26 protein-coding genes and 3 tRNA genes are annotated in these 25,872 nt (G+C 47.3%); 19 read left to right on the forward strand and 10 right to left on the reverse strand.

The features are described 5' to 3' along the window. Nucleotides 1-118 precede the first annotated feature (118 nt). Nucleotides 119-802, reverse strand: a complete 684-nt coding sequence (locus tag ACTHSW_RS06760) for a 16S rRNA pseudouridine(516) synthase (RefSeq protein ID WP_070460807.1) — start codon at nucleotides 800-802, stop codon at nucleotides 119-121. A 146-nt stretch (nucleotides 803-948) separates the two neighbouring features. Beyond that, the gene (locus ACTHSW_RS06765; RefSeq protein ID WP_049348077.1) at nucleotides 949-1,425 is read right to left on the reverse strand and encodes a hypothetical protein; all 477 of its coding nucleotides are present in this window, start codon (nucleotides 1,423-1,425) and stop codon (nucleotides 949-951) included. Between the two features lie 342 nt (nucleotides 1,426-1,767). On the opposite strand from ACTHSW_RS06765, the gene dnaQ reads away from it, so the two are divergent. From dnaQ to ACTHSW_RS06790, 5 genes are all read left to right on the forward strand, one after another. Next, a complete protein-coding gene (dnaQ, locus tag ACTHSW_RS06770; protein WP_070460805.1) occupies nucleotides 1,768-2,505 on the forward strand; it encodes a DNA polymerase III subunit epsilon in 738 nt (245 codons plus the stop codon). After that, nucleotides 2,502-3,188, forward strand: coding sequence for a 2-C-methyl-D-erythritol 4-phosphate cytidylyltransferase (ispD, locus tag ACTHSW_RS06775; RefSeq protein WP_070460803.1), 687 nt, complete (start codon nucleotides 2,502-2,504; stop codon nucleotides 3,186-3,188). Before dnaQ ends, ispD begins: the two co-directional genes overlap by 4 nt. Before the next feature lie 32 nt (nucleotides 3,189-3,220). Then, the gene (gene ispF, locus ACTHSW_RS06780; RefSeq protein ID WP_070460801.1) at nucleotides 3,221-3,700 is read left to right on the forward strand and encodes a 2-C-methyl-D-erythritol 2,4-cyclodiphosphate synthase; all 480 of its coding nucleotides are present in this window, start codon (nucleotides 3,221-3,223) and stop codon (nucleotides 3,698-3,700) included. 43 nt (nucleotides 3,701-3,743) lie between these two features. Then, nucleotides 3,744-4,415 (forward strand): ribose-5-phosphate isomerase RpiA, encoded by a 672-nt coding sequence (rpiA, locus tag ACTHSW_RS06785; RefSeq protein WP_070460799.1) that lies wholly within the window; start codon nucleotides 3,744-3,746, stop codon nucleotides 4,413-4,415. Nucleotides 4,416-4,489: 74 nt separating this feature from the next. Then, on the forward strand, nucleotides 4,490-5,227 hold the full coding sequence (locus ACTHSW_RS06790) for a thermonuclease family protein (protein ID WP_070460797.1): 738 nt from the start codon (nucleotides 4,490-4,492) through the stop codon (nucleotides 5,225-5,227). Nucleotides 5,228-5,423: 196 nt separating this feature from the next. On the opposite strand, the gene ACTHSW_RS06795 is transcribed toward ACTHSW_RS06790, so the two are convergent. The 3 genes from ACTHSW_RS06795 to ACTHSW_RS06805 all read right to left on the reverse strand — a co-directional run bounded on the left by ACTHSW_RS06795 (nucleotide 5,424) and on the right by ACTHSW_RS06805 (nucleotide 5,788). Then, a tRNA-Ser gene (locus ACTHSW_RS06795) sits at nucleotides 5,424-5,514 on the reverse strand. Between the two features lie 62 nt (nucleotides 5,515-5,576). Continuing rightward, a tRNA-Leu gene (locus ACTHSW_RS06800) sits at nucleotides 5,577-5,663 on the reverse strand. Between the two features lie 38 nt (nucleotides 5,664-5,701). Then, nucleotides 5,702-5,788: transfer RNA gene (locus ACTHSW_RS06805), tRNA-Leu, on the reverse strand. Nucleotides 5,789-5,882: 94 nt separating this feature from the next. Here ACTHSW_RS06805 and rnr point away from each other — a divergent pair. The 4 genes from rnr to recR all read left to right on the forward strand — a co-directional run bounded on the left by rnr (nucleotide 5,883) and on the right by recR (nucleotide 11,479). After that, complete coding sequence (gene rnr, locus ACTHSW_RS06810; RefSeq protein WP_440365220.1) at nucleotides 5,883-8,363, forward strand: ribonuclease R; 2,481 nt, start codon at nucleotides 5,883-5,885, stop codon at nucleotides 8,361-8,363. A gap of 81 nt (nucleotides 8,364-8,444) precedes the next feature. Next, nucleotides 8,445-8,792, forward strand: a complete 348-nt coding sequence (locus tag ACTHSW_RS06815) for an arsenate reductase (RefSeq protein WP_070460793.1) — start codon at nucleotides 8,445-8,447, stop codon at nucleotides 8,790-8,792. 145 nt (nucleotides 8,793-8,937) lie between these two features. Then, nucleotides 8,938-10,791: a SurA N-terminal domain-containing protein gene (locus ACTHSW_RS06820; RefSeq protein WP_107792037.1), complete on the forward strand. Its 1,854-nt coding sequence runs from the start codon at nucleotides 8,938-8,940 to the stop codon at nucleotides 10,789-10,791. Between the two features lie 82 nt (nucleotides 10,792-10,873). Continuing rightward, nucleotides 10,874-11,479, forward strand: a complete 606-nt coding sequence (gene recR / locus ACTHSW_RS06825) for a recombination mediator RecR (RefSeq protein WP_049348472.1) — start codon at nucleotides 10,874-10,876, stop codon at nucleotides 11,477-11,479. A gap of 62 nt (nucleotides 11,480-11,541) precedes the next feature. Here the strand turns inward: recR and ACTHSW_RS06830 are convergent, their stop codons facing one another. Beyond that, nucleotides 11,542-11,829 (reverse strand): hypothetical protein, encoded by a 288-nt coding sequence (locus ACTHSW_RS06830; protein WP_070460788.1) that lies wholly within the window; start codon nucleotides 11,827-11,829, stop codon nucleotides 11,542-11,544. Between the two features lie 214 nt (nucleotides 11,830-12,043). Between ACTHSW_RS06830 and ACTHSW_RS06835 the strand changes: the two genes are divergently transcribed. The 4 genes from ACTHSW_RS06835 (at nucleotide 12,044) to ACTHSW_RS06850 (ending at nucleotide 17,162) form a co-directional block, all read left to right on the forward strand. Then, the gene (locus ACTHSW_RS06835; RefSeq protein ID WP_070460786.1) at nucleotides 12,044-13,294 is read left to right on the forward strand and encodes a lipoprotein-releasing ABC transporter permease subunit; all 1,251 of its coding nucleotides are present in this window, start codon (nucleotides 12,044-12,046) and stop codon (nucleotides 13,292-13,294) included. After that, nucleotides 13,287-13,970, forward strand: coding sequence for a lipoprotein-releasing ABC transporter ATP-binding protein LolD (gene lolD / locus ACTHSW_RS06840; RefSeq protein ID WP_070460784.1), 684 nt, complete (start codon nucleotides 13,287-13,289; stop codon nucleotides 13,968-13,970). The genes ACTHSW_RS06835 and lolD overlap by 8 nt, the downstream gene beginning before the upstream one ends. 132 nt (nucleotides 13,971-14,102) lie before the next feature. Then, nucleotides 14,103-15,866, forward strand: coding sequence for an exodeoxyribonuclease V subunit alpha (gene recD, locus ACTHSW_RS06845; protein WP_070460782.1), 1,764 nt, complete (start codon nucleotides 14,103-14,105; stop codon nucleotides 15,864-15,866). 177 nt (nucleotides 15,867-16,043) lie between these two features. Continuing rightward, nucleotides 16,044-17,162 (forward strand): hypothetical protein, encoded by a 1,119-nt coding sequence (locus ACTHSW_RS06850; RefSeq protein ID WP_432760687.1) that lies wholly within the window; start codon nucleotides 16,044-16,046, stop codon nucleotides 17,160-17,162. A 93-nt stretch (nucleotides 17,163-17,255) separates the two neighbouring features. Here the strand turns inward: ACTHSW_RS06850 and ACTHSW_RS06855 are convergent, their stop codons facing one another. Further along, entirely contained in the window at nucleotides 17,256-17,657 is a 402-nt protein-coding gene (locus ACTHSW_RS06855) for an RNA-binding S4 domain-containing protein (protein WP_003679090.1), read from the reverse strand. Nucleotides 17,658-17,861: 204 nt separating this feature from the next. On the opposite strand from ACTHSW_RS06855, the gene ACTHSW_RS06860 reads away from it, so the two are divergent. The 6 genes from ACTHSW_RS06860 (at nucleotide 17,862) to ACTHSW_RS06885 (ending at nucleotide 23,211) form a co-directional block, all read left to right on the forward strand. After that, nucleotides 17,862-18,821 (forward strand): acetyl-CoA carboxylase carboxyltransferase subunit alpha, encoded by a 960-nt coding sequence (locus ACTHSW_RS06860; protein ID WP_070460779.1) that lies wholly within the window; start codon nucleotides 17,862-17,864, stop codon nucleotides 18,819-18,821. Nucleotides 18,822-18,909: 88 nt separating this feature from the next. Continuing rightward, nucleotides 18,910-20,244: a tRNA lysidine(34) synthetase TilS gene (gene tilS / locus ACTHSW_RS06865; protein ID WP_070460777.1), complete on the forward strand. Its 1,335-nt coding sequence runs from the start codon at nucleotides 18,910-18,912 to the stop codon at nucleotides 20,242-20,244. 209 nt (nucleotides 20,245-20,453) lie between these two features. Next, nucleotides 20,454-21,053 carry an RNA polymerase sigma factor RpoE gene (gene rpoE, locus ACTHSW_RS06870; RefSeq protein ID WP_036493687.1) on the forward strand — a complete coding sequence of 200 codons (600 nt, stop codon included), beginning with the start codon at nucleotides 20,454-20,456 and terminating at the stop codon, nucleotides 21,051-21,053. 5 nt (nucleotides 21,054-21,058) lie between these two features. Then, complete coding sequence (locus ACTHSW_RS06875) at nucleotides 21,059-21,607, forward strand: sigma-E factor negative regulatory protein (protein ID WP_070460775.1); 549 nt, start codon at nucleotides 21,059-21,061, stop codon at nucleotides 21,605-21,607. Nucleotides 21,608-21,725: 118 nt separating this feature from the next. After that, on the forward strand, nucleotides 21,726-22,517 hold the full coding sequence (locus ACTHSW_RS06880; protein WP_070460928.1) for a TrmH family RNA methyltransferase: 792 nt from the start codon (nucleotides 21,726-21,728) through the stop codon (nucleotides 22,515-22,517). A gap of 34 nt (nucleotides 22,518-22,551) precedes the next feature. Beyond that, nucleotides 22,552-23,211, forward strand: a complete 660-nt coding sequence (locus tag ACTHSW_RS06885) for a YecA family protein (protein WP_049348483.1) — start codon at nucleotides 22,552-22,554, stop codon at nucleotides 23,209-23,211. 69 nt (nucleotides 23,212-23,280) lie between these two features. Here ACTHSW_RS06885 and ACTHSW_RS06890 read toward each other — a convergent pair whose 3' ends face one another. From ACTHSW_RS06890 to ACTHSW_RS06900, 3 genes are all read right to left on the reverse strand, one after another. After that, nucleotides 23,281-23,769, reverse strand: coding sequence for a DUF456 domain-containing protein (locus ACTHSW_RS06890; protein WP_049333782.1), 489 nt, complete (start codon nucleotides 23,767-23,769; stop codon nucleotides 23,281-23,283). A 143-nt stretch (nucleotides 23,770-23,912) separates the two neighbouring features. Beyond that, nucleotides 23,913-25,148 carry an MFS transporter gene (locus ACTHSW_RS06895; protein ID WP_070460773.1) on the reverse strand — a complete coding sequence of 412 codons (1,236 nt, stop codon included), beginning with the start codon at nucleotides 25,146-25,148 and terminating at the stop codon, nucleotides 23,913-23,915. Between the two features lie 100 nt (nucleotides 25,149-25,248). Continuing rightward, nucleotides 25,249-25,647 (reverse strand): extensin, encoded by a 399-nt coding sequence (locus ACTHSW_RS06900; RefSeq protein ID WP_070460771.1) that lies wholly within the window; start codon nucleotides 25,645-25,647, stop codon nucleotides 25,249-25,251. Nucleotides 25,648-25,872: the final 225 nt, after the last annotated feature.

Raw genomic sequence — 25,872 nt, forward strand, 5'->3', positions numbered from 1 at the left:
TTCAGTCTTTACAGTGTTAAATTCTGTTAAATAAAAATAATAAGGTTTAGATGTTTGATTTTAAATATATAAAAAATCTATATTGTTTAAAAATTTATCGAAAAAATTTGGAATTTTTTTAGATTTGGATAAATTTCCATTCTCCTGCGGCCAAATCATCGACATTCCAGTCGCCGAATTTCTCACGATGGAGCTGCTCGACACGGTTGCCTGCGGCTGCAACCATGCGTTTGACCTGATGGTATTTACCCTCTGTAATGGTCATCATCAATGTGGTTGGGTCGGCCAATACTGCTTCGGCCGCGGCGACGGTTTCATTATCGTCATGTAGGAGGACGCCGTTTTTCAGCGTAGTGCAAAGGGTATCGTCGGCAGGATGTTTCAAAGTGACGCGGTAGAGCTTCGGAACTTTGTGTTTGGGCGAGGTAACGCGGTGGTTAAATTGCCCGTCGTTGGTAATCAGAATAATGCCGGTTGTGTCTGCATCCAAGCGGCCGACTGCCTGCATATCGATATTGCGCATGTGGTCGGGAAACAGGCTGAAGATGCTTGGATATTGCTGGGGTTTGTGCGAAGTCTCGTAATCTGCAGGCTTATGAAGCAGAATGTAGAAATAGGGCATGGGTACGGCGGCAATTTCTTCGCCATCAACAGACAGGGTATGCACTTGAGACGGATCGATATCGTTTTTGGTACGATTATGGATTTCGCCGTTGATGGCAATGCAGTCATTGTCTATCAGCCATTGGCATTGCTTGCGGCTGCCGAGGCCTTGCGATTGGATGTATTTGAGCAGTTGCATGGTTGGTTGAAAAGTAGGAAATGTTCAGACGGCCTTTATTGTACTGGAAAACCGGTGTTTAGGCCGTCTGAAAAGTAGAGGCAAAAAAATCGCCCCTTTAAAATGTTAAGGGGCGCAAAAGGAACACAAACCACTACCAAAAACTGTTACAGGGCAAATTCTCCTATTTGATGTGTTGCCGGATAAAGTGCTTTCATCAAGTCATGTGGTGAAAGCGAGAAATCTTTGCTGTTTGTCGTCAGACGGCCTTGCTGAGGCGTTAGCTCAAGCAATCGGGCGTTTGCCGACTGGATAAACTTGTTCTTCGTGCGCTGCATTTTTCTTTGCAGGGCGGAAACAACGCGGTTGTACAGACTGTCTTTTTGCTTGACTTCGCGTGTATCGGCAACCCAGCTCAAGCGTGTATTGCCGTCTTCATCTTCAATCAGCAGGATGCCGGTTTCTGATTGGGGCGATTTGCCCATACAAGGGAGCCAAACATAATATCGGCCATCTAAAGTAATGAATACTGCGTCGTGTACTTCGCACTCATCGCAACATTTGGTGGCGATTAAAGAGCGGATGGCTTGTTGGTGCAGTCTCAGAATGTCAAGGGAGACTTGCTTAAAAATACTTTCGGGCATTTTCTTCTCCTTTCATTCTGTTGTGCGGTTGTTTTGTTTCGATGGGTTGTATTATACGGCGATTTTTTAAATTTGCAAATGATAATTGTTCCTATTATTTAATTTATACGTAAGATGTTAATTATTAAAGAAATTAAATTTAAAAAAATTTGTAGAAATTGGGTTTTCTACTCAAAAATGACGTAAATAGATGGCTATTAGATAAAAAAAGAATAAAGGCCGTCTGAAAAAATCCAGCCGTAAAAAGGCATTTAAAAAGCAGCTAAAGTTTTGTTGACTATACATTTCAGACGGCCTTCAGTATGATTCAGGGCGTTTTGATAATTGCAGAAACCACCAACCATGAGCCAACGTCAGATTATCCTCGATACGGAGACCACGGGTCTTTATCCTGAAAACGGTGACCGTCTGGTCGAATTTGCCGGCTTGGAAATGATCAACCGCCAAATGACCGACTCCAACCTTCATTTATATATCCATCCCGAACGCGATATGCCGGAGGAAGCGGCGAAGGTGCATGGTTTGACGATTGAAGTATTGGAAGCGAAGAATGCGCCGCCGTTTGCCCAAGTGGGTAAACAGATTGCTGACTTTATACGTGGTGCAGAGCTGATTATCCATAATGCCAAGTTTGACGTCGGCTTCCTGAATATGGAATTTCGCCGCATGGGCTTGCCTTCTATTGAGGAACTGGGTTGTAAAGTGACCGACACGCTGGCTATGGCACGTGAAATGTTTCCGGGACAAAAGGCAAGCTTGGATGCGTTGTGTAACCGCTTTTCCGTTGACCGCAGCAAACGGGTTTTGCACGGCGCTCTAATCGACTGCGAGCTTTTGGGTGAAGTCTATCTTGCCATGACGCGTCAGCAGTTCGATCTGATGGGCGGTGAGACGGAAGAAGAGGGCGAAGTCAAACAAACCGTTATTGCGGAAACCAAACGTACCTCGCAGTTGAAAGTCATCAAAGCCAATGCGGACGAGCTGGCGGCACATGAAAAATATTTGGACGATTTGGGCGAAGCGTGTGTATGGCGCAAGGCCGAAACTTCTGATGAGGCTAATGCCGGAGCGTCAGCATGATACGCCGCAATATCGCTTTGATTCCTGCTGCCGGTGTGGGAGCGCGATTTGGTGCAGGAAAACCAAAACAATATGTTGAAATAAATGGTAAAACCGTATTGCAACATACCATAGAAATTTTTGAGCAACACTCCCGCATAGATTTAATTGCCGTTATTCTTTTGCCGGAAGATTCGGTTTTTCAGACGGCCCTGTCTGAGAAAGTGCGCGTTTTTCGAGTAGGCGGCGCAAGTCGTGCCGAAACGGTACGCAATGGTGTGTCCGTTTTATTGGAGCAAGGTTTGGCCGAGGCGCAAGACAATATTTTGGTTCATGATGCTGCACGCTGTTGCCTGCCTGCCGAAGCGTTAACGCGTTTGCTTGATGAGGCGGGTGAGAATGATGAAGGCGGTATTTTGGCCATACCGGTGGCCGATACGCTCAAGCGCTCAGACGGCAATCATCATATTGATGAAACCGTTGCGCGCGCAGGATTATGGCAGGCGCAAACGCCGCAGCTTTTTCAGACGGCCTTATTACACCGTGCTTTATCGGTTGATGATTTAAGTGAGATTACGGATGAAGCGTCAGCGGTTGAAAAACTGGGTATCCGGCCACGCTTGGTGCAGGGCGATACGCGCAATTTAAAATTGACGCTGCCGCAAGACGAATACATTGTCAGATTGTTGCTCAAGGCCGTCTGAACAATCAAAACCCATTATTTAAGGAAACAAACATGAATATCCGTATCGGACAGGGCTACGATGTCCATCAGTTGGTCGAAGGGCGAGATTTGATACTCGGCGGCGTCAACATTCCGTTTGAAAAAGGCTTGCTGGGTCATTCAGATGCCGATGCGCTCTTGCATGCGATTACCGATGCCCTGTTGGGTGCGGCCGGTTTGGGCGATATCGGCAGCCATTTTCCTGATACTGCCGCCGAGTTCAAAGATGCCGACAGCCGTGTGCTGTTGCGTGAGGCTTATCAAAGCGTGCAGAAATTGGGTTGGAAGGTGGTTAATGTCGATACGACCGTGATTGCGCAAAAGCCAAAACTTGCGCCGCATATTCCGGCAATGCGCGCTAATATCGCCGCAGATTTGGGTTTGCCTGCAAACTGCGTGAATATCAAGGGCAAAACCAACGAAAAACTTGGCTATCTGGGACGTATGGAAGCCATTGAAGCGCAAGCGGCAGTATTGCTGATTAAAGCCTAAGAGCTTAAAATTACTTTATTATTCAAACTGAAAGACTGACAACATGGCAACTCAAGACGAACTTAAACGCATTGCCGCCGAAAAAGCGGTGGAATTTGTTCCTGAAAACGAATACATCGGTATCGGTACCGGCTCTACCATCAACTTTTTTATTGAAGCTTTGGGTAAAAGCGGTAAGAAAATTAAGGGTGCCGTGTCTACTTCTAAAAAATCCAGCGAGCTTTTGGCAAAATACGAGATTCCAGAAGTTTCACTGAATGAAGTGATGGGATTGGCGATTTATGTTGACGGCGCAGACGAAGTCAACCACGCGCTGCAAATGATTAAAGGCGGCGGCGGTGCGCATTTGAACGAAAAAATCGTGGCCAGCGCATCCGATAAATTTGTCTGTATCGCCGATGAAAGCAAATATGTTTCTCGTTTGGGTAAATTCCCATTGCCGGTAGAAGTGGTTGAAAATGCCCGTTCGCTGGTGTCGCGCAAACTGCTTGCCATGGGCGGACAGCCTGAGTTGCGTGTCGGCTATACTACTTTCTATGGCAACCAAATCGTTGATGTTCACGGCCTCAATATCGACCAAGCCCTGAAAATGGAAGACGAAATCAATAAAATCACTGGCGTACTCGAAAACGGTATTTTTGCCCGCGATGCCGCAGATGTGTTGGTTTTGGGTACGGCAGAAGGCGCAAAAGTCATCCTGCCTTGTCAGGATTAATGAAGATTAATCAATCTTAAAAGGCCGTCTGAAAGTGCATTAGGTCTTTCAGACGGCCTTCAATTTGGCAAAATATGCAAATCAGTAAAATTATAAAATGGTTGCCTGTTGTTGTATCCGTTTTGGGCGCACTTGGTTACAGTTCACGTGATACTGAGGTGATTCGTACAGGGGTAAGCGTTGCTGCAACATTGGCACAAGGCGACAATATCGGTTTAGAAAAGGTCAATGAATGGCTGGGTGAAAATGTCGTCAAAGCCACATCTGACACTAAAGCCGAAGCTAAACCCAAACCGGAACAAAAACAAAAGTCATCGCGACAATCCTACACATACAACGGAAAAATCATCAAAATCCATGATGGCGATACCATGCACATTATCGATAGCGACGGCAGGAAACACAAAATCCGCATGGCATATATCGATGCGCCGGAAATCAACCAGGCTTATGGTACGCAATCACGAGACAATCTGATTGATGCAGCATTGCATAAAAAAGCCAAAGTCCGCGTGTTTGAAGCCGACCGCTACCAGCGCGAAGTTGCCCAAGTATCAGTCGGCACGATTGATTTGAATTTGATGCAAATACGGGATGGCGCCGCATGGCATTATGAAAGTTATGCCAAAAAACAACAAAGTAAAACCGCTTACACCGACTATTCGGCAGCACAAAAACAAGCCAAGGAAAAGCGTAAAGGCTTATGGAAAAAAGACAATCCGCAAGCACCTTGGCAATTTCGCCGTCAAAACCACGAGCAGCAGAACGGCAATAAAAAGCAGTCTGATAAACAATGGTTTGGGATTTGGTAGATTTTAAGAAAGAGGCCGTCTGAAAACTTTCAGACGGCCTTTAATCATTACGGTTTAGTATAAGACAAGAATGCGTCGGAGGTTTCTGATTAGAATGTAAGGGAAATAAATGTAAGGGAAATAAAAGTGTGATGTAATATTTTTAAGAAGGGCAGATATGAAAAAAGACACCGTTAGCTAGTGTCTTTAGTATCTATGGCAGAGAGGAAGGGATTCGAACCCTCGATACGCTATTCACGTATACACGCTTTCCAGGCGTGCGACTTAAACCACTCATCCACCTCTCTGTGGACTATTATCCTGACTTGTTATCAGAATAATGTAAAAACTTGACTTATTGATTTATCAGTGGTGCCCAGGAGAAGACTCGAACTTCCACACCCGTGAGGATACTAGCACCTGAAGCTAGCGCGTCTACCAATTCCGCCACCTGGGCAATTTAAATTTTCTTAAGCAAAGAAGTACCAAAATATTTGGTGCCCAGGAGAAGACTCGAACTTCCACGCCCGTGAGGACACTAGCACCTGAAGCTAGCGCGTCTACCAATTCCGCCACCTGGGCTTTGCTTTATTCTTCAATTTAAGGTACAGTTGAATACCTGAACTGCGAAGAAGCAGCTATTATATATTTTAAAAAAAGAATGTCAACTATCAAAATGAACAAAAATACTAAATCTTTAAATTTACGAGAAAAAGACCCGTATTTGGAGCGGGAGAAACAACGTTACGCTCATCCGTTGCCCAGCCGTGAATGGGTCATTGAATTATTGGAACAAAAAGGTGTGCCGACAAAAATCGAAGCTTTGGCACATGAATTGTCGATTACAGAAGATGAATATGAATTCTTCGAGCGCCGTCTGAAAGCGATGGCACGCGATGGTCAGGTGTTGATCAACCGACGTGGCGCGGTGTGTGCTGCAGAAAAATTGGCATTGGTTAAATGCCGTGTCGAAGCGCATAAAGACGGCTTTGGTTTTGCCGTGCCGCTAACGCCGACAGGCGAGGGCGATTTCGTTTTGTATGAGCGTCAAATGCGCGGTGTAATGCACGGGGATATTGTTACCGTTCGTCCTGCCGGTATCGACCGCAGAGGCCGTCGTGAAGGTACGGTTTTGGATGTAGTGGAGCGTGCGCAGTCTAAAGTGGTCGGCCGTTTTTATATGGATCGCGGCGTGGCCATTTTGGAGGCCGAAGACAAGCGTTTGAGCCAAAGTATCGTACTGGAACCTGAAAGCGTGGCGCACTTTAAACCGCAATCCGGCCAGGTGATTGTGGCTGAAATTGAGACGTATCCTGAAGCGCATCGTCCTGCAGTGGCTAAGCTGATTGAAGTGTTGGGCGATTATGCCGACAGCGGTATGGAAATTGAAATCGCTGTACGCAAGCACCATTTGCCTCATCAATTCAGCGAAGCGTGTGTCAAAGCCGCGAAGAAAATTCCTGATCATGTGCGTAAAACCGACTTGAAAGGGCGTGTGGACTTACGTGATTTGCCTTTGGTAACCATTGACGGTGAAACTGCGCGGGACTTTGACGATGCGGTTTTTGCTGAAAAAGTCGGCCGCAATTACCGTTTGGTGGTGGCGATTGCCGATGTCAGCCATTATGTCCGTCCTGATGACGGAATTGATGTAGATGCTCAGGAACGCAGTACCAGCGTGTATTTCCCACGCCGTGTGATTCCGATGCTGCCGGAGAAGTTGTCCAACGATATCTGCTCGCTCAATCCTGATGTTGAACGCCTGTGTATGGTGTGCGATATGGTGATTACCTATGCCGGCAATATCAAGGAATACCGTTTCTATCCGGCAGTAATGCGTTCGCATGCGCGACTGACTTACAATCAAGTTTGGGATTGGATTTCAGACGGCCGGGATCATCCGTTTAAGCAGCAAATCGATACTCTATATAAGTTATTTAAAATCTTGCAGAAAAAACGTTTCGAGCGTGGCGCGGTTGAGTTTGAGAGCGTTGAGACTCAGATGATTTTTGATGACAACGGTAAAATCGACAAGATCGTTCCCGTTGTCCGCAATGATGCGCACAAGCTGATTGAAGAATGTATGTTGGCGGCGAATGTTTGCGCGGCAGAATTTTTGCTGAAAAACAAACATACGGCTTTGTTCCGCAATCACTTGGGCCCGACTCCCGAAAAACTGGCCACTTTACGCGAGCAGCTTGGTTTGCTGGGGCTGAGTTTGGGTGGCGGTGATAATCCGACGCCGAAAGATTATGCTGCGCTTGCCGAACAATTTAAAAACCGTCCAGATGCGGAGCTGTTGCAAGTGATGATGTTGCGTTCTATGCAGCAGGCGGTTTATGAGCCGCATTGCGACGGTCACTTTGGTTTGGCTTATAGCGCATATGCACACTTTACATCGCCTATCCGCCGTTATCCGGATTTGACGGTACATCGTGCCATTAAGGCTGTATTGAACGGACAAATTTACCAACCCAATAAAACCTGGCAGGCTTTGGGCGTGCATACCTCTTTCTGCGAGCGCCGAGCCGATGATGCCAGCCGCGATGTGGAAAACTGGCTGAAAACTTATTATATGCGCGACAAAGTCGGCGAAGTCTTTAGTGGTAAGATTTCGGGCATGACAAGCTTCGGTATTTTTGTAACCTTGGACGACATTCATATCGACGGTTTGGTACACATCAGCGATTTGGGAGAGGATTATTTCAACTTCCGTCCTGAAATTATGGCAATTGAGGGCGAACGCAGCGGTGTCCGTTTCAATATGGGCGATACGGTTACTGTAAAAGTCGCGCGTGCCGATTTGGATACCAGCAAGATTGATTTGACCTTAATCAGCGGCGGTTCAGTCGGTAAGAAACGCGGCGGAAGAAAAGCGAAACCTGTGAGTAAGCCGACAGCTGCTGACAAGCCTGTCGAAAAGCGTAAGCGTAAACTTTCGGCTAAAGAAATTGATGAAGCGTTGGCTACTCCTGTGAAGGCAAAGAAGAGCAAGGTGAAAAGTAAACCTGCCTCTAAGCCTACTAAGCCAAGCAAACCTAAAGCCGCAAGCAAGAAAAAAGCGCAGGCGAAAACAGCTTCCGTCAAAGCCGGGCGTAAAAATAATGCTCAAGGTAAAAGCGTGAAGATTAAAGTGAAGAAAGCTGCTAAGAAATAAGTAGCATTCAATTCAGGCCGTCTGAAAAGTTTCAGACGGCCTGAATTCGTGATTTTATGAATAAAACCAAGGATAAATAAGATGATAAAACTATACGGTATTCCCAATTGCGATACGGTTAAAAAAGCGCGCAGTTGGTTGGCGGAAAACGGCATCGAGTTTGAGTTTGTAGATTTTAAGAAAAACGCCCCGACTGCCGAATTGATTGATGGCTGGCTGGAGCAGGCGGCTTTGGAAATTTTGCTCAATAAAAGAGGTACGACTTGGCGCAAGTTGGATAAAGATGCGCAAGAATCTGCCGCGACAAAAGAAGGTGCGATTTCTTTGATGGTGGGAAATCCCAGTATCATCAAGCGGCCTGTATTGGTCAAAGAAGGACAGGTTCATGTCGGATTTTCAGTAGAAGCGTATCAGGAAATTTTCGGATAAGGCATTTTTAGGTTTTTAGGCCGTCTGAAAAAGCAAGCCTCGAAAAAATACGTTACAATACGCGCTTTGAGCCTGTTTTCAGGATTTTAAGATTTTTGCGGCAGCATTTTCAGGCTGCCGCGCCAAACTTTTCTTTCGGATAAATATGTTCCATATTGTTGAAAAATATAAAACACCCGCCCAGATTGTTTTAGGTATCATCGGTCTGACCTTTATCGGATTCGGTGCCAATAACTTGTCTTCGCCGGGTTCTGATTACATTGTCAAAGTCGGGGATGAGAAGGTCAGCGAGCATGCTTTACAGATTGCGATACAAAATGAGCAGGCTGCCGGCAATAATGCGCCTTCGCGTGATGCGATATTCCAATCTTTATTGCAAAGAGCTTACCTGAAGCAGGGTGCCAAGCTGATGGGCATTGCTGTGTCTCAGGAACAAATCAAGCAAGTTATCGTGGATGATCCGAATTTCCATGATGCTTCTGGCAAATTCAGTCAGGATTTGCTCAAGAAGTATTTGGATCAGCGCAAAATGACGGAGGATCAGTTTGTTGAAGACATCCGTGAACAGTTCCAATTGCAAAATCTGTTGAATTTGGTGCAAAACGGTGCGTTGGTCAGCGATGCGCAAGCGCGTCAGTTGATTAACCTGACTCAAGCAACACGTACCATCCGTTCATTTACTTTCAGCCCTGAAGCATTTGCGGCACAAGTAAAAGTAGATGATGCGGCTTTGCAAAAGTATTATGAAGCGCATAAGAAAGATTACTTGATTCCTCAAGCCGTTAAGCTGGAATATGTGGCTTTGAACATCAAAGATTTGGCTGACAAGCAAACCGTCAGCGCAGAAGAAGTACAAAAAGCTTACGACAGCAAAAGCGTAGATTTGTCGCCAAGAGCCGAAATTGCGCATATTTTCATTCCTGTTATGCCTAACGGAGATGAAGCAAGCAATGCGGAAATTAAAGCCGAAGTAGATAAAATGGCTGCAGAGCTCAAAGCGCACCCAGATGCTTTCGCCGAGCTGGCGGCCAAGTACTCCAAAGATTTGTCTAGCAGCAACAAAGGCGGCAATTTGGGCTACCTGAGCAAAAGCGGCGGCAGTGGCTTTGGACCTGAATTTGATAAAGCGGCATTTGCATTGGGCAAAGGCGAAGTCAGCGATACCGTTAAATCATCTTTGGGTTATCACGTTATCAAAGTTTTGAATGTCGAAGCTGAGCCGACTTTGGAACAAGCCAAAGCGCGTATCGAAGCAGCCTTGAAACTGAAAAAAGCAGCTTCTGCCTTTAATGCCGCTAAAGAAAAATTGGGTGAAGATGCCTTCAATGATCCATCTTCTTTGGCAAAAGCAGCCGCCAATTCAGGTTTGAAAGTGGAAAACTTGGATGAGTGGGTGACCAAAGCGGGCGCGAAGGAAGCCGGCTTGCCTGAAGCATTGATTAATGCCGCGTTTAGTGATGATGTACTGAAGAAAAAACACAATTCTGAAGTGATCGCCATCAACAACGATACCGTTTGGGTCATTCGTGCGAAAGAAGTGCGCGAAGAGAAAATTGCACCATTTGCAGAAGTCAAAGACACTGTCCGTGCAGCATATCTGCGCTCTGAAGCTGCCAAACTGGCGGAGAAGAAAGCCCAAGAAACTTTGGCCGCATTGAAAGCCGGTAAAGCTGCCGATATTCAATGGTCGCCTGTTTCTCAATTGAGCGCACAAGATGCACGTAAAACCATGTCTCCGGAAGCTTATGCGGCTTTGCTGAAAGCGCGTCCTGTCGGCGGCAAACCTGCGTATACATTGTTGGAAGGTATGCCTGCGCCGGTGATTATGGAAGTTCAGAGCGTTTCTGCTCCTGAAAATGCCGATTCACAGATTCCGGCTGCCAAACAGGCTTTGGTTCAGCAGCTTTCTGCCAATGTGTTCGATAATTTACTCCAGTATTTGGATAAAAAAATCGATCGTAAGCAAGGCGCACAGCAAGTTAATAATGCTGCCGAATAAGCAGAGTATTTGAGTAGGGCAGCCGGATGAATTCCGGCTGTTTTCTTATTTTTAGCTATCTTTTTAAAGGCCGTCTGAAATCATGAGTAAAAATCCTGATGCCTTTGTCCGCTTGATTAATGCATTAAAAATCCTGCCCAATGTCGGCCCAAAATCCGCCCAGCGTATGGCTTACCAGCTTTTACAGTACAAACGCGAAGAAGCGCAGGAGTTGGTGGATGCTTTGCAGTTTGCTTTGAGACAGGTGCAACATTGTCGGATGTGCAACACATTTTGCGAAGGCGATTTGTGTGAAATTTGCGCAGACGAAAAACGCGATAAAAGCCGTTTGATGATTGTGCATATGCCGGCGGATGTCTCCAGCATGGAGGCGGCTAATTGTCATGATGGCCTGTATTTCGTTCTGATGGGGCAAGTCAGTCCGGCGCAGGGCATGGATATTTCGGCAGTAGCGTTAGATAAGCTGGTTGTCCGTTTGCAGGCGAGTGATATTGAGGAAATTATCATTGCAACCAACTTCACAGCCGAAGGCGATGCGACAGCATATGTATTGGCGGAATTGTTTAAAAATCTTCCTTATAAAGTCAGTCGATTGGCGAGGGGAATCCCTTTGGGTGGTGAGATGGAATATGTGGATGCTGGTACTTTGGCTCAGGCTGTTTACGATAGAAGGAATATTCAATCTTAAATGGCAATATAAAAAGGCCGTCTGAAAGTTTTTCAGACGGCCTTTTCATTGATTAAATCAGATTATTTGCAACTGACACCTTGAATTTGAGGCGTATCTCCGTTACCGACTTTGAATGCACATTTGGTTGCGCTGCTGCCGGATACGGTAACAACACCGTTTCCGCTGTTGAGGCTGACAGGTTCTTTTACGCCCATGCCGACAGCAGTGGCTGCCAGTTTTTGAACATCGGCGTCGGAGTAAGCGGTATTGTTTGAACTGATTTTGATTTCTTTGGCGGCATATGCATTGAAGCTGAATGACAAACCTACAGCTACGGATGCGAGGGCCAAGAATTTTTTGCTGTTCATTAGTGTATTTCCTTTTTGATGGTGACAAAGTGTGTCACAGCTTCAGAATAAGGGCGATTGGCAGATTGTGCAAGTTTTTCGGCGGAATTTACGGGAAGATACATGGTTTTACATACACTTTATCCCTGAATGCTATATCAGTCGGGCAATCGGACGACCTGTCGGTTTTACGGTACAATAAGCCTTTTTTGACAAACGAATGAGGCATTTTTGAATGGCTTCTTTAGAAACTTGGATAGGCCTGCGCTATTTACGTGCGAAAAAACGCAATGGCTTTATGTCATTTATTACCATGATTTCAATCGCCGGCATCGCCTTGGGCGTAACGGCGCTGATTGTGGTGTTATCGGTAATGAACGGATTTCAGAAAGAGATACGCGGTCAATTGTTGAACGTCGCACCTCATGCGGAAATCGGCTATTACGATGTCGGCAGTGCGCCGGGTTGGCAGAATTTGCGCGAATTTGTAAAAGGCAAAAAGGAAGTATTGGCCAGCGCGCCTTATGTTTCCGATCAGGCTTTGCTTGCCAATGCCGGAGAAGTACGCGGTGTGCAAATACGCGGTATCTTGCCGTCTGAAGAAAAAAATGTCGTCGATTACGGTAAGGATATGCCGGCCGGCAGTTTTGATGATTTGAAGCCGGGCGAGTTTGATATTATTTTGGGCCAAGGGCTGGCTGAGGCATTGGGTACGGAGATGGGCGGCAAGGTTACAGTGATTACACCAGAGGGTAACGTTACCCCTGCCGGCGTAGTACCGCGCTTGAAGCAGTTTAATGTAGTCGGTGTGGTAAAAACCGGTGTTTATGAAGTCGATAATACCTTGGCCATGACGCATATCAAGGATGCGCAAGTCTTGTATCGACTGGGTGAAAATGTCGGCGGGCTGCGTTTGCGACTGGCTGATCCTCAGAATGCGCCGTCTTTCATTGCCAAGTTGATTCCTGATGCTAAAAAAGATGAGGTATGGGTGCGCGACTGGACGTTTAACAACCGCAGTTATTTTGAAGCCGTTGAGTTGGAAAAACGCATGATGTTTATCATTTTGACATTGATTATCGCGGTTGCTGCGTTTAACCTCGTCTCTTCTTTGGTAATGGCGGTAACGGAAAAACAAGCCGATATTGCGATTTTGCGCACTTTGGGTTTATCCCCGGGCGGCGTCATGAAGATTTTCTTGGTGCAGGGTGCGTTTGCAGGATTCTTCGGTACGCTTGTGGGTGTAGTATGCGGTGTATTGCTGGGTTGGAATGTCGGCAAGATTGTCGCATTTTTTGAAGACCTGTTTGGCGTGCATTTGATTAACTCACAGGTTTATTTCATCGATTACCTGCCTAGTGATGTGAACTTGAAGGACGTCGCCGTTATTGCCTGCATTTCGCTTGGCTTGGCATTTATCGCCACACTATATCCGAGCTGGCGTGCTGCAAAAACCCAACCTGCGGAGGCTTTGCGTTATGAGTAAGACAATTTTGAAATGTATCGGCGTTGGCAAAAGCTATAATGACGGCGCATTGAATGTACAAGTGTTGAATCATTTAGATTTTGAAGTTGCCGAAGCGGAAAGCGTGAGTATCATCGGTTCGTCAGGCAGCGGTAAATCCACATTGCTGCACCTTCTTGGTGGTTTGGATATGCCGTCTGAAGGCAAGGTAATGTTGATGGATCAGGATTTGGGCGGTTTGAGCCAAAAACAGTTGGGCGAATTGCGCAACCGTTATTTGGGCTTTGTGTATCAGTTCCACCATCTATTGCCTGAGTTTTCTGCTTTGGAAAATGTCATGATGCCGCTTTTAATCGGCAAAATGCCCAAGGCGATGGCTGAGGAGAAGGCTGTTAAGATGCTGAAAAAGGTCGGCTTGGACAAGCGTATGCTGCACCGTCCGAGCGAACTTTCCGGCGGCGAGCGTCAGCGTGCGGCCATTGCCCGTGCTTTGGTTAATGAACCGAAATGCCTGTTGGCAGATGAGCCGACGGGGAACCTTGACCGTAAAAATGCGCAAAATGTGCTGGATATGATGCTGGATTTGAAACGCGAATTGAACACCAGCCTGATTGTGGTAACCCATGATGACGAGCTGGCTGAGCGTTTCGACCGGGTAATGACCATGAAAGACGGCAGTCTGCAAGTGCTGCAATAAGGTTATTATTTCAGGCAAATATTTTATGTTTTGAACGGTATAATAGAGGCCGTCTGAAAAATAGGTTTTCATTTATGGAAACACTGTTTTTCAGACGGCCTTTCTTTTTTCCGTATCAATCAATTCTGAGCCATGAATCCGACCGACTCTATCCTTTCCTCTGCCGCAGATGCGGCCATAGCGTTTTTCCGCCGCCACGAAGTACAGGGCGCATCCGTTATTGAGCCTTATGTGGTTCGACTGTTTGCAGCCTTGCAAAACGGGCATTCGTTTATTTACTTGGATAAAGCGGATGTCGATGCCTTAAGCAACTTGCCGAACTTGGTCGGTAATGCGGATAAACCGCTTATCCTGCAAGGCCGGAAATTGTTTTTGGGGCGGATGTGGCAGTTGGAGCATGATTTGGCTATTGAAATCAAACGGCTGGCAAGTGCCGAGGCGGAAGAAGTGAATTTTATGGCGGCTTCAAAAAGTCTGAGCGATTGGTTTGATACTAAAGACAGTAAAGAGCAACGGGATGCTGCGGCTTTGGCTTTGCTGCAAAACTTTATGCTGATTACCGGCGGGCCGGGTACGGGTAAGACGACGACCGTAGCAAAGCTTTTGGGTCTGATTTGTAATAACAGTACGAAGCTGCCCCGTATTGCGTTGGCGGCGCCGACGGGCAAAGCGGCTGCGCATATGGCACGGGCCTTGCAACGTGCTTTGGATGGTTTTGATTTGTCTCCGAGCATTAAAGCTCATTTAGAAAACTTGGAAGGGCAGACTGTCCATCGTTTGCTGAAACTGCGGCCGCCGCAAATGCGCCCTGCATTTAATCATGAATATCCGCTTGCTTTGGATGTTTTGGTGGTGGATGAGGCTTCGATGTTGGATCTACCGCTGGTATTGGATTTGTTGCGTGCCGTGCCGACCGGCTGTCGTCTGGTGTTGCTTGGCGATGAAAACCAGTTGCCGTCGGTTGGCTTGGGAGCCGTGTTGGCAGCATTGTCGCGTCCGACGGCTTTGGATAAAGAAACTGCTGAAAAGTTGGAAGTTTACCTGCCCGATCATGGTTTTGAGATTAAAGGACAGCCACAGGCTTTATCGCAAAACAATGCTAAATTGACGTTCAGCCACCGTTTTGGTGCAGACAGCGGTATTGGTTGTTTGGCAAGGGCGGTGGTGTCCGGGGAAAAGCAAACTGCGGTCGAACAGTTTGACAAGTTCCCCAAAGAATTGGAAATGAAATCAGGCCGTCTGAAAGAGCAGGTCGCCTTGCTGTATCAAAAGCAACAGGATTATTGGCAGGCCGTGGCAGAGAATAATGTCGCACTCGCCTACGGTCATGCGGCCGATGTGGTGGTATTGGCGGCTTGGCGGCAGGATGCGGATGATTTGAATCAGGCTTATCAAGAATATTTGCAACGACAAGGCAAGGTTTCGGGCGAAACGCCTTGGTTTGCCGGACAAATCATCATGATTACCCACAATGATTACATGCTGGAAGTGTTTAACGGCGACATCGGGCTGATTATGAAAGATGAAGAATCGTTGAATGGCTTGTCTGCCTATTTTCCTGAGAAAGATGGATTTAAAAAAATTGCCATCAGCCGTTTGCCCGATTTTGAATCGGCTTTTGCCATGACGGTGCACAAGAGTCAAGGTTCGGAATATCGGGAAGTATGGCTGTTTCCGCCGTCAGTGCCTGCAACGACGGAGGGCGAAGAGGAAGCCCGAGGGTTGGATAAGGCTTTGCTTTACACAGCCATTACCCGCGCGCGTGAACGTTTCGTGTTCTGGGGAAATGCAGAGGAATTGGTTAAGGCTGTGGGATGCCACCAAAAACGCAGGACGGCATTGGCCGATGCCTTGGAACGGCAGTTTGAACAGCTTGATGAGCAGGATTCTGTTTGACTTGAATCAAGAGGCCGTCTGAAAGAGGATAAAGCGTTTAAATCTGCTTGACTGATTACACTAATTTACATACGATAAAAATAATTAGTAAATAAAATGAATAATTTATACGAAATTCATAATTTTGTACGCTTTATCGAATACTTCACTTTCAATACCTTCTTTTGGAGAGTCGGCATGAAATTTCAAACCAAACTGATTGTAACCTGTATTTTATTGGCTTCATCGTCTTATTCTTTGGCAGAAAATGCTGATGGCGGGCATGATGCGGCGGCTTTGGCCACCACCAACGATTACGTCAATTCCGGCAGTATCATTCGTAAAGATGACGATAAAATCAGTATTTTCAATGATTTGTTGACTGTGAATGGTGGTTTGCGCGTACGTGCGGATACCAAAGACATCAATGCCAATAACAGCGGTATCAATCCGACGCCTGAAGATACCAATGCCAACTTTAATGCGGAGTTTTGGTTGCGCGCGAAACTGTACAAAGACTGGAAATTGGTTGCACAAATCGAGCCGAATATCGATTTGGAAACCGGTAAGTTCAACGGCGATCATGATGTGCCGGTCAATAAACTGTATGCCGAAGGTACTTTGTACAACAACATTAAAGCGCGTGTCGGTAAATTCGGCGCATTCTCTTCCTATGGCCGCGTATGGGATACCGAAGTAACCGGCGGCGAAATCTTCTTCGACAATAAAACCCTGCCTACCAAAATCTATGCGGGCCGCCGTACTGGCAATCTGAACGACAACGCATGGGGCATTGGCGGCCGCCGCAGACATTTTGCCGCGGTGCAAAGCATGTTGCCTGTGAATGAGAATATTAACGTCGGCGCAACCGTCAGCTACATGAAAGACATCGATGTACGCGGTGCGAAGAAAAATGCGGTCTTCGGAGAAATCGGTACGGACATCAAATTTAATGACGATTGGCATTGGATGGCTGCAGTCAGCAAGTCCAATATCAAAGCCTATAATGATGCCGGACAAAAAATCAAAAATGATGGCGTGTTCACTGAAGTGCGCTATAAATCAGCCGACTGGAATGCCCGCAATTCTTACGACGTATTCTTGAACTACCGCCGTGTCGGATCGTTGTCCGGTGTCTCTTCTGCTGAGGATTACAGCAAAAATGTCCAAGGCGTGCAAATCGGTGCGACCTATATTCCTTGGAAAAACTGGAAACTCAAAGGCTTCTATTTGGCCGGCAAACAGGTTACGCCTACCGTCGGTACGGATAAGCAGGATGTAAACGTTATTCGTGGTCAGTTAGAGTATAAATTTTAATCATCACAAATAAAAACAGGCAGGATGTCCTGCCTGTTTTTAGTTTTCAGACGGCATGGATATAGAGCCGTCTGAAACAATGGATGAAACGCTTTACCAGCTATCGCGCTTCATACGGTCGAGCTGGCGGCGGTCGCGTTTGGTTGGGCGTCCGTCCGGATAAGCGGCACTGATGCGACTGGCTTGGTCGAGTTGTTTTTGAGCTTCGCGTTCGGCAGCCGTTTTCATGTCTTCTTCGTAGAGTAAACGCGCTTCCGGTGCCGGGCGGCGTTGATGATTGAGCGCGGCAACTTTGAATTTGTAGGGTAGGGAGTTCAAAGTCATGTCGATGGTGTCGCCGGCAGAAATATTTTTGCTGTTTTTCACCTTCGAGCCGTTTACCAAAACCCTGCCCAGCTCAATATGTTTTTGTGCCAGCGCGCGGGTCTTGAAAAAGCGTGCGGCCCACAGCCATTTGTCCAAGCGCATGGACGAATTGTCATGATCGTTTTTCATAGCCTGTTTGAAATGATTGAACTGAATTGAAGTTTATCATAAGATACGGCACTTCATTCATTTAGTGCAGATATACTATTTCTTTGTTAAAGGCCGTCTGAAAGATTTTTTATTGCAAAAGATGGCAGTTTCCCTTTGAGAAATGCTGTCAAATACGTCTGATTAGCGTATCATGTCAGCAACCGTTACCGAGAGCTTTGTTTTATGAAACCCGTTTTTTTGGACTTCGAACAACCCATCGCCGAATTAACCAATAAAATCGACGAGTTGCGATTCGTACAAGATGAATCTGCCGTTGATATTTCCGACGAGATTGCCAGACTGCAAAAGAAAAGCAGTGAGTTGACCAAGTCGATTTTCAGCAAGCTGACTCCGGCTCAAATTTCACAAGTGTCCCGCCATCCGCAACGACCTTATACTTTGGACTACATCAACGGTATTTTTACCGATTTTGAAGAGTTGCACGGCGACCGCCATTATTCTGACGATCATGCCATTGTCGGCGGTTTGGCGCGTTTCAACGGCCAAAGCGTGATGGTTATCGGTCATCAAAAAGGCCGCGATACCAAAGAAAAAATCCGCCGTAATTTCGGTATGCCGCGTCCTGAGGGTTACCGTAAAGCACTGCGTTTGATGCAGACTGCCGAAAAATTCAATATTCCGGTCATGACCTTTGTCGATACCCCGGGTGCGTATCCTGGCATTGGCGCGGAAGAACGCGGCCAGTCTGAAGCCATCGGCCGTAATTTATACGAACTGACCCGCCTGCATGTGCCGGTATTGTGCACCATTATTGGCGAAGGCGGTTCGGGTGGTGCATTGGCAGTGGCTGTCGGCGACTACGTCAATATGCTGCAATACTCGACTTATTCGGTGATTTCTCCCGAAGGTTGCGCCTCTATTCTTTGGAAAACTGCTGAAAAAGCAGCAGATGCCGCGCAAGCATTGGGTATTACCGCCAAACGCCTGCAAGAATTGGACGTCATCGATAAAGTGATTGATGAGCCTTTGGGCGGCGCACACCGTGATTTTGAAACCACGATGAAAAACGTTAAAACCGTTTTGGAACAGCAATTAAGCGAAGCGCAAAGCATGACCATGCCTGACTTGCTTGCTCGCCGTTTCGACCGCATCATGGCTTACGGTAAATTTACCGATAAATAAGTTTTACTGCTGAAAAAGCAAGCAGATACCGCTGCTTGCTTTTTTTGTGTTCTATTTTTGAGTTATTCACAATTTCAGGCCATCTGAAATGTCGCAAGTATCCCCTGATTCCCTATTTAAAAGTTTTCAAGCAGCTGTTCCTGATTTGCCGAGCCATACTGTTGTTGAAGTTGGCTTGAGTGGCGGATTGGATTCTGTCGTCCTGCTGCATCTTTTGCATCGGATGCGCGAATTTAGCCATTTTGATTTGCGCGCCGTTCATGTTCATCATGGTTTAAGCACTAATGCCGACAGTTGGGCTAAATTTTGTCAGGATTATTGTCAGCGTCTGAATGTTGTCTTGCGAGTGTGTCGTGTCAATGTGGAAAAACAAGGAAAAGGTTTGGAAGCGGCGGCTAGGGCTGCACGATATCAGGCATTTTCAGACGGCCTGAAGAAAATTATTGTTTTGGCACACCATCGCAATGATCAAATCGAAACATTTATGCTGTCAGCCGTGCGCGGGGGCGGATTGCGCGGTATGGCGGCCATGCCGGTATGGCGTGATTTAAATGAAGAGATTCAAATTTGGCGACCGCTTTTGGCATTTTCCCGTCAGGAACTGGCTGAGTATGCGCAACAATGGGGATTATCTTTTGTTGAAGACGAAAGTAATGAAGACTCCGGCTATTTACGCAATTGGATGAGAAATCAGGCTTTACCGCAATGGCAGCAGCGTATTCCGAATTTTGAGCGGCAAATTTGTGCCAATGTTCGATTATTGCAGGAAGATTTGCAGCTTTTAGATGAATTGATTGAGTCTGAATATCAGCGCATCAGTCCAAACGGAATATTCAACATCAGTCTGTGGCGGAAATGTACGCCGCTTTTGCGTCGTCGGTTGCTTTGGTATTTTTTACGAAAGCAAACGGAATCATTGCCTTCTTATCACAGTATTGCCGATTTTGCCCGAGTGTTAGAAACCGTAGATCAGGCGCAGTTGAATTTGTCAGATGGGGAACTGGTCGCATATCGAGACAAGCTGTTTGTTTATCAGGAAAGTGAGTTTCAAAAACTGCCTTGGTGTAATGGCAGGGAAGTTCAAGGCCGTCTGAAAGATATTTTGCTCGAAAATGGTTTTGTTTTATTACCGTTTAAGGGAGGTTTGTCGGCAGAGGAGTTGGAGAAGCCGGCGGTACTTAGAAGTGTGGCCAAAAGTGATGTGATTCAGTCGGGACAGAGGGAAAAATCAGTCGAAAAACTATTGCAAGAGTGTCATATTGTGCCACTCGTCCGTAAATATTGGCCGATTATCCTAAGTATGGGCAACAAGTGCCTTGCTGTTGTTAATCTTCGGGTGGGAAGCGATGTTCAAATAGGGGAAGGCTATCTGCCTGTTCATGAAAAGTTGGTCAAATATATAGCAGAAAAGCAAAGAGAATAACTTTAAATTTAGTAAGTATTAGTAATTTAACTACTTGTGCTAAGTGTATATATAATAAGCAATACAGCTTATGTTAGAGCATCTGCACGAATAAACTTTTGCGATTAAATGTAATCTCGTGGAACTATTTCAAAGCGTTGCTGTCTTTACTGTGCACAGCACGCTTTACTATTTTTGGTTTAAAGCAGTAAAACGATTAAAGGTTGAATATGAACGATCGCCAAATAGATCAAGTTTTGGTGGAGCGCGCACAGAAAGGTGACCATAAGGCATTCGAGATGCTGATGTCCAAGTATCAGCGTCGGCTAAACAGACTGATTTCCCGTTTTATTCAGGATGAGCATGAAGTGCACGATGTAACCCAAGAGGCAATGATTAGGGCTTATCGTGCATTGGCAAATTTTCGTGGAGAAAGTGCATTTTATACATGGCTGTACCGTATCGGTATCAATACGGCAAAGAATTTCCTGACCACTTCGGGTCGTCAGTTTTTTGTCAGCTCGGAAGCGGCCAATGAGGAGGGAGATGTTCTTGATTTAACCGATCAGATTGCGGATTACCATACGCCGGAAGCTGAAATGATGAATCGGGAAATCTTGCAGACCGTCGAAGCAAGCATCGCGCAACTGCCAGACGATATGCGTCAAGCCATTACGCTTAGGGAAATGGATGGCTTGTCTTACGAAGAAATAGCTCGGGTAGTGGATTGTCCGATAGGTACAGTACGTTCGCGTATTTTCAGAGCGCGTGAACTGATTGCAAAAGATTTGCGGCCGCTGTTGGATACTTCTGAAGATCAAAGGTGGTAATAAAAATGAACGACAAAACAAATAAAGCATTGGAGTATGTGTCCGCATTGATGGACGGTGAAGCATTGACTGATGAGATGCTGGATGCCGTATTGGCAGACGAGGAAGCATTGCGCGCTTGGCATGAGTACCACATTATCGGCGACTGTATCCGTCAGGGTGCGGCGGCGAAGGTGGCTGATGAAACCATGCAAAGCAAAGCATTTACAGTGCCTCAAGCTGAGATTGCCGGCAAGCAGAAAAAATATACTCACCGCGAAGCGGCCAATAACGGCTTCTTTAAATTCTTTGCAGCCGCTGCCAGCGTGTGTGCCATTGCTGTGACGGCATGGCAGTTTACGCCGCAAACTTCTCGTGACGCTATGCCGGTTGTTGAGAAGTCTAATGTTCAGCCTGCACAAGATATCATTCCGGTAAGCGGTACGCCTGACGATAAAGTGGCTTCTGAGCCTGGTGAAACCGTTGTGCCGAATGCGGCGAAAGATGGCAAGATTGAAAACCGTCCGACTGTCCGTACCGAGCAGAAAAATGAGCAGCAGACTGTTGTGCAGTAAAAAATGAAATCATGCAAAACCCTTGCTTTATGGCAAGGGTTTTTATTTTTGCAGTAAAACCGTCAGGCCGTCTGAAAGCATAGCTTCAAAGAAGTCAAAAACAGTTATAATGCGCTCCATGAAACTGATTACCTCTGCTCAAAACGAACAGCTCAAACATTTATTCCGTCTTTTGACGCAGGCCAAAGCAAGGCGCGAAAGCGGTGAAACCGTATTGGAAGGCGTACATCTGCTGCAAACTTATTTGCAAAGCGGCGGTACGCCCAAACAGGTTTACCTGCCTGAAAAGAAACAGCAACATCCTGAAATTCAAGAAATTACGGCGCAGTTGGACGAGGGATTGATTACTTGGGTCGGTAACGAAGCGCTGTCTAAAATCACCAGTCTGACCGATGCCGATGATGTGATGACTTGGATTGATATTCCGAAACAGGCAGGCTTGCCTTCAGACGGCGATTGCGTGGTATTAGAGCGGGTACAAGACCCCGGTAATGCAGGGACGATTTTGCGCAGCGCGGCGGCGGCCGGAGTCAAGCAAATCGTGTGCAGCAATGATTCCGTGGATATCTGGTCGCCCAAAGTGTTGCGGGCGGGAATGGGCGCGCATTTTCTGCTGTCTATTTTCAGTCGGGTGGAATTATCCGCTTGGATGGAAACGTATCAGCATCCAATTTGGGCAACAGCTTTGGGTGGCCGCAATATCGGTTTGTATGAAATGAACCTCAACCAACCTTGCGCTTGGGTGTTTGGCAACGAAGGCAGCGGCGTGAGTGAAACGACGAAAGAGAAGGCTGAAGCCTGTGTCAAAATCCCCATGTTGGGGCAAACCGAATCCTTGAATGTCGCGATGGCGGCAACGGTTTGTCTGTTTGAACAAATGCGGCAACGTATCCATGCCCAGGCCGTCTGAAAACCATAATACGATTTTATTTTAAGGAACGAAAATGCAAATACTGACTTTTGATGAAGCGGCACGCAGCCGATTGATGGAATTGCTGGATGCCAAATCCGAAGCCCACAACACCATGCGTTGTGATGAAGTGCAGGGTTTTATGATGGCTTTGTTGAGCGGTCCGGATGCTTTGAATCCGACCAACTGGCTGCCTGAAATTTTGGGTGAAGAATCCTTGTTTGATGCCAAAGAGCGTACCGAAATCGAGCGTTTGGTCATGGCAATGGCCGCCGATATGCGCATGAAGCTTAATGAGAAAATCCTGCCTGATTTGTGGTTTTATGAAGACGAAGCCGGCAATCCGGATTTCTACACATGGTGTAACGCCTACCTTTACGCACTGGATATTGTGCCTACCGATTGGTTTGAGGCAGTCGATCAGGAAGAGTTTGAAGATTTGTTCTATCCGATTATGGCTTTGGGCGGCATCTATGACGATGAGGAAAACGGCGAAGTCATCTTGCATCTGAATGAAAAAGAGCTGACCCAGTTGGAATCTGATTTGCCGCACGTCCTGCTGGATATTTACTGGTATTGGCAGGCCATCATCAATAAACCGCAAACCGTCCGCCGCGAAGGCGAAAAAGTGGGTCGCAACGATCCTTGCCCATGTGGCAGCGGTAAAAAATACAAAGCCTGCTGCGGCAAATAAGAAAAATAAATAGTGAAATGAAAAGGCCGTCTGAATACTTGAAATTCAGACGGCCTTTAATGTTTTGTCTTAGAACAATGAGGCCAACCAAACAAACAGAATGGTCAGCGCAATGGTCAATGCGCAGCCGATTTTGGCCACAGTACCGATGATGAAGCCGATAAACGTACCGATACCGACTTTGCCTGCCTGCCAAGTGTCTTTGCGTGCGATAAATTCGCCGATGGCCGCACCGGTCAAAGGGCCGAGCAACAAGCCGGGAATGGAGAAGAATGCGCCGACGATGCCGCCGATAAACGCGCCCCAAACCGCGGTTTTACTTGCTCCGGTATATTTTGCCCCCAATGCCCCTGCCACATAGTCCATCGCAGTGCCGAATACGGCAACGATGGCCAAAAATGTCAGCGTACCCGAGCCAAACACTTGATAATCGCCGGCATAACCCAACAGCCATGCACCACCAAACATCAAACCTAATCCGGGCAAGGCAGGGTAAATCGTGCCTAAAATGCCGACAACAATGGCGATCAAGCCGAGAACGATGAGAACAGCAGTCATGAGGTTCCTTTTGAATTTAAGAGTGTAATAACGGCAGTATTATGGGCACATTTTGTTATATTTTCATGAGAGATTGTGCAATAAAATGAAAAATTATCCAGAGGAGCGCTCAATTAAAATCGATGAATAAATACCTAAGCGAATTATTGTGAATCACGATCCGAATGATTGAATAAATTTCTATTCAAATATAAAAGCAGGCCTACCAATACGGCCAAGTACACTGCAACCCAATACGCATCTGTATAACCAATAGCCTTTGCCAGACGTAGGGCGGAGAAACCGGCCGCGTAACTGCCGAGCAGGACGACAGAAAATTGCAGGCTGCTGTCGAGTGCAGCGGTGGCGCGGTCGGATTTGTCCATCACCAACGCTAGTATCACCGGCAGCAGTAGCGTGTAGCTCAGGCTCAGGGCGATGATTTGCGCGGGGGGCAGCCAAGGGTGGACGCGTGCGAGCGTATCGATGGCGGTCATGGATGCCAAAAGCGGCAGTTGCAGCACGTAGAGTAGGAACACGAGTTTGCGGCGTGAATAATTGCGCGAAAACCAGCCCGACAGCGGCGTAACGATCAGGCAGGCAACAGGAATGCCCACCGCCAGAATCCCGCCCGTCTGCTTCGGGTTGAAGCCCAAATCCGCCAGCTTGGGCACAAAGGTTGCCGCCATAAACGCATACGGTACGGCAACGGCAAACAGCAAAACCAGCCACCGCCAGCCCGTTTCAGGTTGCTGCCAAAAAGAAACCAGCCGCGTTGCCAACGCCGTCCAACTGCCTTGCGCCGTCGGACTTCCCGGCTCGCGGTAGTACAAGAGTTGCAGCAACATCAGCAGGCTGAACGCCAGCATAAAGCCGGCCGCCGCCGTCTGTCCGTATTCCTGATACAGCCACAACACCAGCGCGCCGCCGATTATCTTGCCGCCGCGTGCCGCCATCGTTTGAATCACGCCGCCGAAACCGCGTTCGCGGTGCGGCAGGACGATGCACGACAAACCCAGCATCGCGCAGCCGTACACCGCCGACATGGCCGAGAGCAAAACGCAGCAGGCCAGAAGTAGCGGGAAATTCTGCGTGATGTCGGTGCAGGCCATCAGCCCGAATACTGCCGAAAGCCCCAGTGTCGCCGTCAGCAGCCAGCCGCGAAACCGCCCGAACCGCCCCGCCGGCCGCTGCTCCATCAGTGCGGCAAACAATACTTTCGCTGCTTCGATACTGCCGATTAAATGAATCCAGCTCAGTTGGTTCAGGCTGTAACCGTGATTTTTCAAAATAGCGATCAGCGCGACCAGATAAAAACCGGTTAGCGTGAATTTGTAAGTGCTGCCGCCGATAAGCAGCAGCCAGTCGCGTGAGTTTGGGGAAGTCTGATTGTCGGACATCACATGATTCTTTTGAAGATAAGGCAAATAAAGGGACAAGGCCGTCTGAACATATTGGGTGGCAATACTTGATTTGTATTTAAATAGGTTTAGTATCTTTTCAGACGGCCTTCAACGCTTCTTCTGCGCGAAGCAGGGCGGTTGTTTCATCTGCTTCGACGATGTAGTTCACGCCCAGCGCGGGGCCGAGTTTGGACGATTGTTCGCGGAAGAACGCCAGTTGCGCCGCGTCGGGTTCGATGAGGAGCATGGCGGCGCAGCGTTCGGCGAGTTGCGGCCGGTGTGCCTTTATCCATTCGATGTAGGTTTTGCGGTCGGCAATGCGCTGTTCGTCGCTTACCTGCCGTCGCATGGGGGTGCAGACGGTGGCGAAGCGGCGGTTTTGGTTTAACAGGGTTTCGAATTCGGCCAGCCAGTCGGAAAAGTCGGCGACGTGGGTCAGGTCGGTCAGGTAGATGGTGCCTTCGGGCAGGGTTTTGGCGGGGGTGAAGTAGTGCATCGGATTCCTTTGGGTGTTGGGAAGCAGGGTAGGTTAATAGTTGGGCATTTATGCTTGGCTTTTTATTTAGACTTCTTGTGCCGTCATTCCCGCGCAGGCGGGAATCCAGAATGGAGACTCGAAGGCACTTCTTTATCCGATAAGTTTCTGTGCGGATAGGTCTGGATTCCCGCCTGCGCGGGGGTAGCGAAGCAGACTTGCGTAAGCTAATGACGATAATCGGTT

The sequence above is a fragment of the Neisseria sp. P0008.S004 genome (assembly GCF_051962755.1).
GTDB classification, from domain to species: domain Bacteria; phylum Pseudomonadota; class Gammaproteobacteria; order Burkholderiales; family Neisseriaceae; genus Neisseria; species Neisseria subflava_A.